This window comes from Flavobacteriales bacterium, from assembly GCA_013001705.1.
GTDB lineage: Bacteria > Bacteroidota > Bacteroidia > Flavobacteriales_D > JABDKJ01 > JABDLZ01.
Genome location: JABDLZ010000099.1, coordinates 1 through 6,867, shown reverse-complemented (window position 1 = coordinate 6,867; position 6,867 = coordinate 1). Strand labels below are relative to the sequence as shown.

The window sequence follows — 6,867 nt, the reverse complement described above, 5'->3', positions numbered from 1 at the left end:
GAAGTACATGACTCGAACGTGGCCTAGGTATCATCATTCATTTCTTAGGTTTAGAAATCGCTAAGGCAGAAAACCGATATCCCAAAGAAAAAGGCCTACACTCGGCAGGCCTTTTCTCACTGAGTCTTTTTCAGAAGTCTTATTGCTTGATCAATTCCAAGACCTGGACCCGATCATCGATGGACACAAGTACCTGATACATCCCAGATGCCGATCCATCCAGGTCGAAGGTCAAAACCTGCTCACCATTCAAGGATTTTCCGTTGATCGGTCTTTTCACCACCTTGGCCTGCATATCATACACCCATACATCGACTTCAGCGAGTTCATCACCGATATCCATGGTCAGAGTTACTTGGTCGGTCATCAATGTTGGGAAAAGCTCGACTCCTAGATCGACTGCTTGAAGCTCTGGCACAGAGACGGTGATATCCGGCTGTTCCAGCGGCTGACTCGTGTAGATGCGGTACTCTCCTGGCTGAAGAAGGAATTCGTTATCCGGATTATTCTCTACTATAGATTCTCCTGAGAAGTAGTCATACCACGTACCCATAAATGGGAAATTGGGGCTACCACTGATAGGTTCTACTCCGAAATTACCTATCACCACAGCATCCATATCCGAGTTGTAGAGATTGATACGTTTGAATGCACCATTCAGATTATAGGCGATATCCGTTGAATTGAATGTATTGGGATATTCCTCCCTCAAGTGATTCATCGCGCTGTAAACATCGTAGACCTTACGTCTGTGATTCTGCTCGAAATAGTTCCAAAGGATCGGCTTGGGACAGACCCTGCAATCGAAATCGATCGAGATATCATAGCCTAGTTCTCCGAACTGCCAGATCATCTTAGGTCCGGGTTGAGAAAGAAGGAATACCGCATTCAACTCATTGCGGGCCATCGCTACCAACATCTCCTGCGTATCGTAGTCTCCTTCAGAATTTCCGAAGCTCAAGGTCTTGAAGGATACCCTTTCTTCATCATGACTCTCTGCATAGGTCACGAGATGCGGGTCACTCCATCCACGTTGAGAATGAATTCCCCACTCGAAGTTACTCCCAGGTAGATAGCCCATAGCTGCCTCCTGATAGTTGTAGGTCACATTCCCCCAGAGCATGCATCCATAGTCAGAGAGAATCTCCTCTTCCGAATTATCGCACCAATGCTCCAGTATGATATAGGAGTCCGGGTCGACACTCCACACGAAGTCGGCCATACGCTGGACCAGACCTATGCGCTGGGTGCTATATCCTCCGCTGGTGCCATTGGTGAATCCACCCGTGAAGTCGAATCGATATCCATCCACGTGATACTCCTCGATCCAATGTCTATTTACCCGGTCCACGTAGCGCTGTGTGGCGACACTTGTATGATCGAAATCATAGCCCCAACAGTAAGGTTCGTGCGGACATTCCACATTGAACCACGGACTATTGGCAGCAGGTGCCCCGCCATCCCAGTAGAGATTGACCAATGGGCTTTGACCGAAAGCATGGTTCAGCACCATATCCACAATGACAGCGATACCACGCTGATGGCACTCATCCACGAATTGCTTGAAGTGTTCCGGAGTCCCATACATCTTATCCAAGGCCATGTGGAATGATGGGTTGTAGCCCCAAGAGTTGTTGTTCTCGAATTCACCGGGAGGCATGAGTTCGATTGCATTGATTCCTAGATTCTCCAGATAATCGAGGGTATCGATAAGCGTGAGATAGCTCTGAGTCTCGACAAAATCCCTCACAAGCAATTCATAGATACGTAGGTCTTTTCTCTCGGGTCGTTGGTAACCGGCATCCTGCCAGAGGTATTCATCAGCTCCTGGATGAGCTACAGTGCAGAATCCGCTCGTTTGTTGGAATGGGTATGGGTGTGGATCCGGATAGTTCATGGATGGTATCCAATTATCATTGTTCGGGTCCAGAATGAGCGGGCTGCAAGGGTCTGCGACCTTTATCTCACCGTCTACCCAGTATTGATAGGCCACTCGTTGACCAGGTGTAAGACCATCGATCTGCAACCACCAGGTCTCGCCATCATCGGCTTGAAGCATGAAATAATCCTCATCAGCGATCCAATCATTGAAATCACCGATCACGTAGACATAGTCTTTTTCTGGGGCATGGAATTGCAGCAGCATCGAAGAGCTGCTCAGATAATTGACCCCATCGAGCATACCAGCAGGCGGATTCTGCGTGACCACATCGCCCGGTACAGTATAGAACACGGTATCTGAACTGGATACAGGACCATTGACCGCCTCGAAAACGACTTCATGTGTACCTCCAACACTGATACTCTGCTCATACTCGATCATTGACCCAATCTGGTTGGCGACAATACTTCCATCGATCTTCAGGGTCAGATTGGCTTCTCCGCTGGATTCACCTGTGATCTGAAGAGTCTCACCCAGGTCGATGATGATGTTGTCTGTAGGAGAAAGAATGGTGGCGACCAACGAAGTCCCTACTGGATAGACATCGTAGAAGATATCCGATCCATCAGCTTCCCTGCCCACCAAGGTTCCATCCTCATTCCTGAATACAAAGGCCATCTGAAGTACTTCAGTGCCGTCAGGGAAGCCATAGAACTCATCCATATCCACCGTGATGGAATGGAGGTCATCACCTAGGTCGGTCATCAGTACTTGAGGGTCATCGGTCCCCCAATTCCCCTGCACGAACTGCCAATCTGTACCTGAAGTGCTCTCGCTGGTGATCAATCCCATATGAGCGTATATAGGGCTCAATCCGGCCAGTTCTGCATTACCTTCTTGCGCATTATAGACGATGGTCACTTCATCTTCTACCGTAGGAAAAGTAGGTGTGACCTGGAGGATCTGCCCAAAGGAGATCATGTGAAAAAGGCAAAGGGTGAGGGTGGTGATCAGTATTCGCATAGGGATTCTATTCTATAAGACATCAAAGATAGTGTCAATGTGACAATTTCTAGTTTTTTCAAAGCTAGGCAAAGCCTTATTCCCTCAGTCAAAAGACGGACGCTGCAATCTTTCATTCCTTTCAATCCTAGAAGAGCTTTGTAGGATACAATTCTCTAGTTCAAATAGACTCAGTGCACCGAGATACAGCGAAAAAAGATGAAATAAATCGACCCAGAAACTGTTTGGAAGTAGGAAGAATACTATATCTTAGACATGCTGAACACAACGTAGAGGTTTTGGAGTGTTGAGTGATGATTGGACAGAGGTCGAGAGTATTACCTTGAAGATCTTCAACCAAACAGACAGATGAAAAAGGTCGTCTTGGATTTTTCTAAGACGCCCTTTTTTTTTCGTTTCAGAGGATTGCTACGCTACGTCCTTGTCATCTACGCGCAAGGCAAGGATTCCTGCAAAGATCAAGAGAACACCTCCCAGCATGACCGCATGGAGCGTGTTGTTGGCCAAAACATTACGCATGACCCAACCGAATCCAAGGGCTGCGATGATCTCGGGAATCACGATGAACATATTGAAGAGTCCCATGAATATCCCCATCTGCTTGGGAGGGATATCCTTGGCAATGATGGCATAGGGCATCGATACTATACTGGCCCAAGCCACCCCGACCCCGGTCATACTCAGCAAGAGTAGCGGGACATTCGGACTATCGATCAGATACAATGAGAGCAGACCTATTCCCCCTGCCAATAGGCAGATGAAATGTAAGCGCGCGTATCCCATGCGCCTGGCCAGACCTGGCATCACCAATGCAAAAATGAATGTGACCACTGAATAGAACCCGAAACAGATATTGGCCATGGCCAGTCCTTCTGCATACAACTCACTGGCCGGATCGGTAGCTCCATATACATGCTTGCAAATGGTCACCGTGAGATAGAACCACATCAAGAATAATCCCATCCAGGTGAAGAACTGGACCGGGGCCAACTGCACGAATGATTTCGGCATGTTGTTGAAGGCCTTTTTCAAACCGGCCAGATATCCGATGCGCTCTTCCTCTTCTTCCTCGAAATATTCCGGTGGATATTCCTTGGTGGTGAGAACAGTATAGAGGATGGCCCCGAAAAAGCTCACAGCTCCAATGATGAAACTCATCTTGACATATCCAGGAATGCTCCCATCTTCTGATGTAGGTGAGAATCCGAACCAATTGAGCAGTATCCATGGCATGACTGCAGCCAGTACCGCACCGAGTCCGATGAAAAAGCTCTGCATGGTATATCCTCGGGCCAATTGTTTCTCCGGCAACATATCGGCTACGAAGGCCCGTGTGGGTTCCATGCTGATGTTGATAGAGGCGTCCAGTACCCAAAGCAATCCGGCCGCCATCATGATAGACCCGGATTGAGGCATGAGCACCAGCGCAATACTTGCCAGAATAGCACCGATCAAGAAATACGGTCTTCTGCGACCGAATGTCGGATGCCAGGTGCGATCACTCAGGAAACCGATGATCGGTTGCACGATCAATCCGGTCATGGGAGCTGCGAGCCAGAGGAAGGGGATCTCATCGGGAGCTGCACCTAGGAATTCGTAGATGGCACTCATATTCCCCATCTGCAGACCCCAACCGAACTGGATTCCGAGGAATCCGAAGGTCATGTTCCAGATCTGCCAGAAGCTGAGTTGTGGTTTGGTCAATTTGGTCATATCGGTATGGATGGATTACGTATCAGCTTCTGATTTCGTAGACCCTATAATTCCAAGGTCCCAAGGTCTCACTATAATCGGTAGTGATCTCTACTTCTTCTCCGGTGAAGAGTTCTTCATAGAATCCTTCAATCCCTGTGCCATCCAACGAGACTGCGCGTTCTTCAGGAGACATATTGAGCAATACCAGAACAGCATCCCCATTCTTCTCACGGTAATATGCGATCACCTTCTTGTCATCACCAGTAGTCACCACTTGGGTCTCTCCTCCATACTCTCCATTCCAAAGCGCTTCATTCTCGTGATTGGCTTCGATGAGTCTCGTATAGAATCCACTCAGCGGGGTCTCGCTCCAGTCGATCTCGTCTTTCTCGAAGAACTCGAGTCGGTGGTCCAATCCAGCTTCCTGTCCGCTGTAGATCAATGGCATGCCTTGCAATGTGGCAGCCATCACCGCAAAGGTCTGTACCCCATCTCCTAGGCGCTCCTTCACAGTACCTTTCCAGGTATTCTCATCATGGTTACTCGTCATCTGCATGCGATAGGCATCGGATGGGAATCGCTTGTCCTTCTCGAGGTATTCAATGATGTCATCTGCATCCTTCTTGCCTTGGGCGATACCGTTCATGATGAAATGATACTCCCAGGCATAGCTCATGTCAAAGGCTGCATCATGATGCTCTGGATGTTCTGCTTCGGCCAGCATGAATACGGGCTTGATCTTATCCAATTCAGGCCTGACCTGATCCCAGAAATCATCTGGTACCCACTCGGCCACATCACAGCGGAATCCATCGATATCGATCTCTTTGATCCAGAATTGCATATCAGAGATCATGCGCTCACGCATTTCTTCATTCTCGAAATTCAGATCTACCACATCAGACCAGTCTGTACCAATAGGAGGCTGGAGATTGCCAGTGCTATCCAGTGTATACCAATCGGTATGACCTTCTTCGACCCAGACGTTGTCCCAGGCCGTATGATTGGCCACCCAGTCGATGATCACTTTCATGCCGCGTTCATGGGCATCATTGACGAGCATCCTGAAGTCATCCATCGTGCCGAATTCCGGGTTGATACCTCTATAATCCTTGACGGAATAATAGCTGCCCAGCCCTCCTTTCCTGTTCTTCTCACCAATAGGATGAATAGGCATGAACCAAAGGATATCCACTCCCATCTCATCCAGTCGTGGGAGATGCTCGCGGAAGGCATTGAATGTACCTTCTGGTGTATACTGCCTGACATTGACTTCATAGATGACGGCATTCTTACTCCACTCGGGGGGTGCTTTCTGACTGGTCCCTTCGGTACGTTCTTCAACAACGACCTTCTCTTCGGCCACTTTCTTATCGGTCTTGCACGAAGTGATGTTGATCAAGAATGAGAAGGCGAGTAGGAATAGTGATAGTTCTTTCAATTTCATTTCAGTAGAGTATTTCAAATGAATGAGGTGGTAAGGTAGTAGTTAGATAACCATTCTCGGAACTCATGGCAGTCGACCTGAAGGATTCTTCAGGAATCGATTGGTCGGCCATGGGGTTCAGTGATATCTGTTGTGATTCATCACCGGTATTTATCAGCACATATACACTCTCTCCCAGATAATTTCGTGAGTAGACCAGCATATTCCCTTCGACCTGATGTATGCGTATGTCGCCATAGATCAGAGGGAGTGAATTCTTCCTGTAATTCAGCAATTCAGAAGTCATTTGTTTCAATTGCTCTTCTTGAGCTGAAAGACCGGAAAAGCGCATCATCTTGCGATTATCGGGATCATTCCCTCCATAACTTCCGATCTCATCACCGTAGTATATGACCGGTAGGCCAGGCAGTGTAGAAATCAAGGCCATCAAGAGCTGGCTTCTATTATAGGCCACCTCATCCCCTACTCCTACTTCTCTGGTCCATCCAGCCACCTTGGCATTCTCATCGAATCTGAGTGCACCTCCGGCATAGCTGATGAAACGCCCTCGATCCTGATTGCCGGTGATATTTCCCATCAAGTGATGATGACCATACGCATCGAGGCTCTTCTCCAGTTCATCCACAATACGCTGACAGCCTACTTCTTCCCGGCAGAGCGTAGCTACAAGTGCATCATAGAGATTGAAATCGAATTGCGCATCGAGTTGACCGGTATTCACATAGCTTCCGATCAGTTCTGGGCTGCCATAGGTCTCTCCTATCTGATAGATGAATTTGCCCTTGGCCGAGAATTTCTCTTTCAATTTCCGAGTGAGGGT

Annotated in this window: 4 protein-coding genes; all 4 read right to left on the bottom strand. The window is 48.2% G+C overall.

All coding sequences use genetic code 11. The features are described 5' to 3' along the window. Positions 1-139: 139 nt before the first annotated feature. Positions 140-2,905, bottom strand: coding sequence for an alpha-amylase (locus tag HKN79_03985; protein NNC82714.1), 2,766 nt, complete (start codon positions 2,903-2,905; stop codon positions 140-142). 408 nt (positions 2,906-3,313) lie between these two features. Continuing rightward, complete coding sequence (locus tag HKN79_03980; GenBank protein NNC82713.1) at positions 3,314-4,618, bottom strand: MFS transporter; 1,305 nt, start codon at positions 4,616-4,618, stop codon at positions 3,314-3,316. 22 nt (positions 4,619-4,640) lie between these two features. Then, entirely contained in the window at positions 4,641-6,047 is a 1,407-nt protein-coding gene (locus tag HKN79_03975) for an alpha-amylase (protein NNC82712.1), read from the bottom strand. Position 6,048: 1 nt separating this feature from the next. Continuing rightward, positions 6,049-6,867, bottom strand: an 819-nt coding sequence (locus HKN79_03970) for an alpha-amylase (GenBank protein NNC82711.1), incomplete at its 5' end; no start/stop codon positions are given.

Coding starts and splice junctions, on each gene's coding strand:
- HKN79_03980 (NNC82713.1), bottom strand. CDS start 4,618: ATGACCAAATTGACCAAACCACAACTCAGCTTCTGGCAGATCTGGAAC.
- HKN79_03985 (NNC82714.1), bottom strand. CDS start 2,905: ATGCGAATACTGATCACCACCCTCACCCTTTGCCTTTTTCACATGATC.
- HKN79_03975 (NNC82712.1), bottom strand. CDS start 6,047: ATGAAATTGAAAGAACTATCACTATTCCTACTCGCCTTCTCATTCTTG.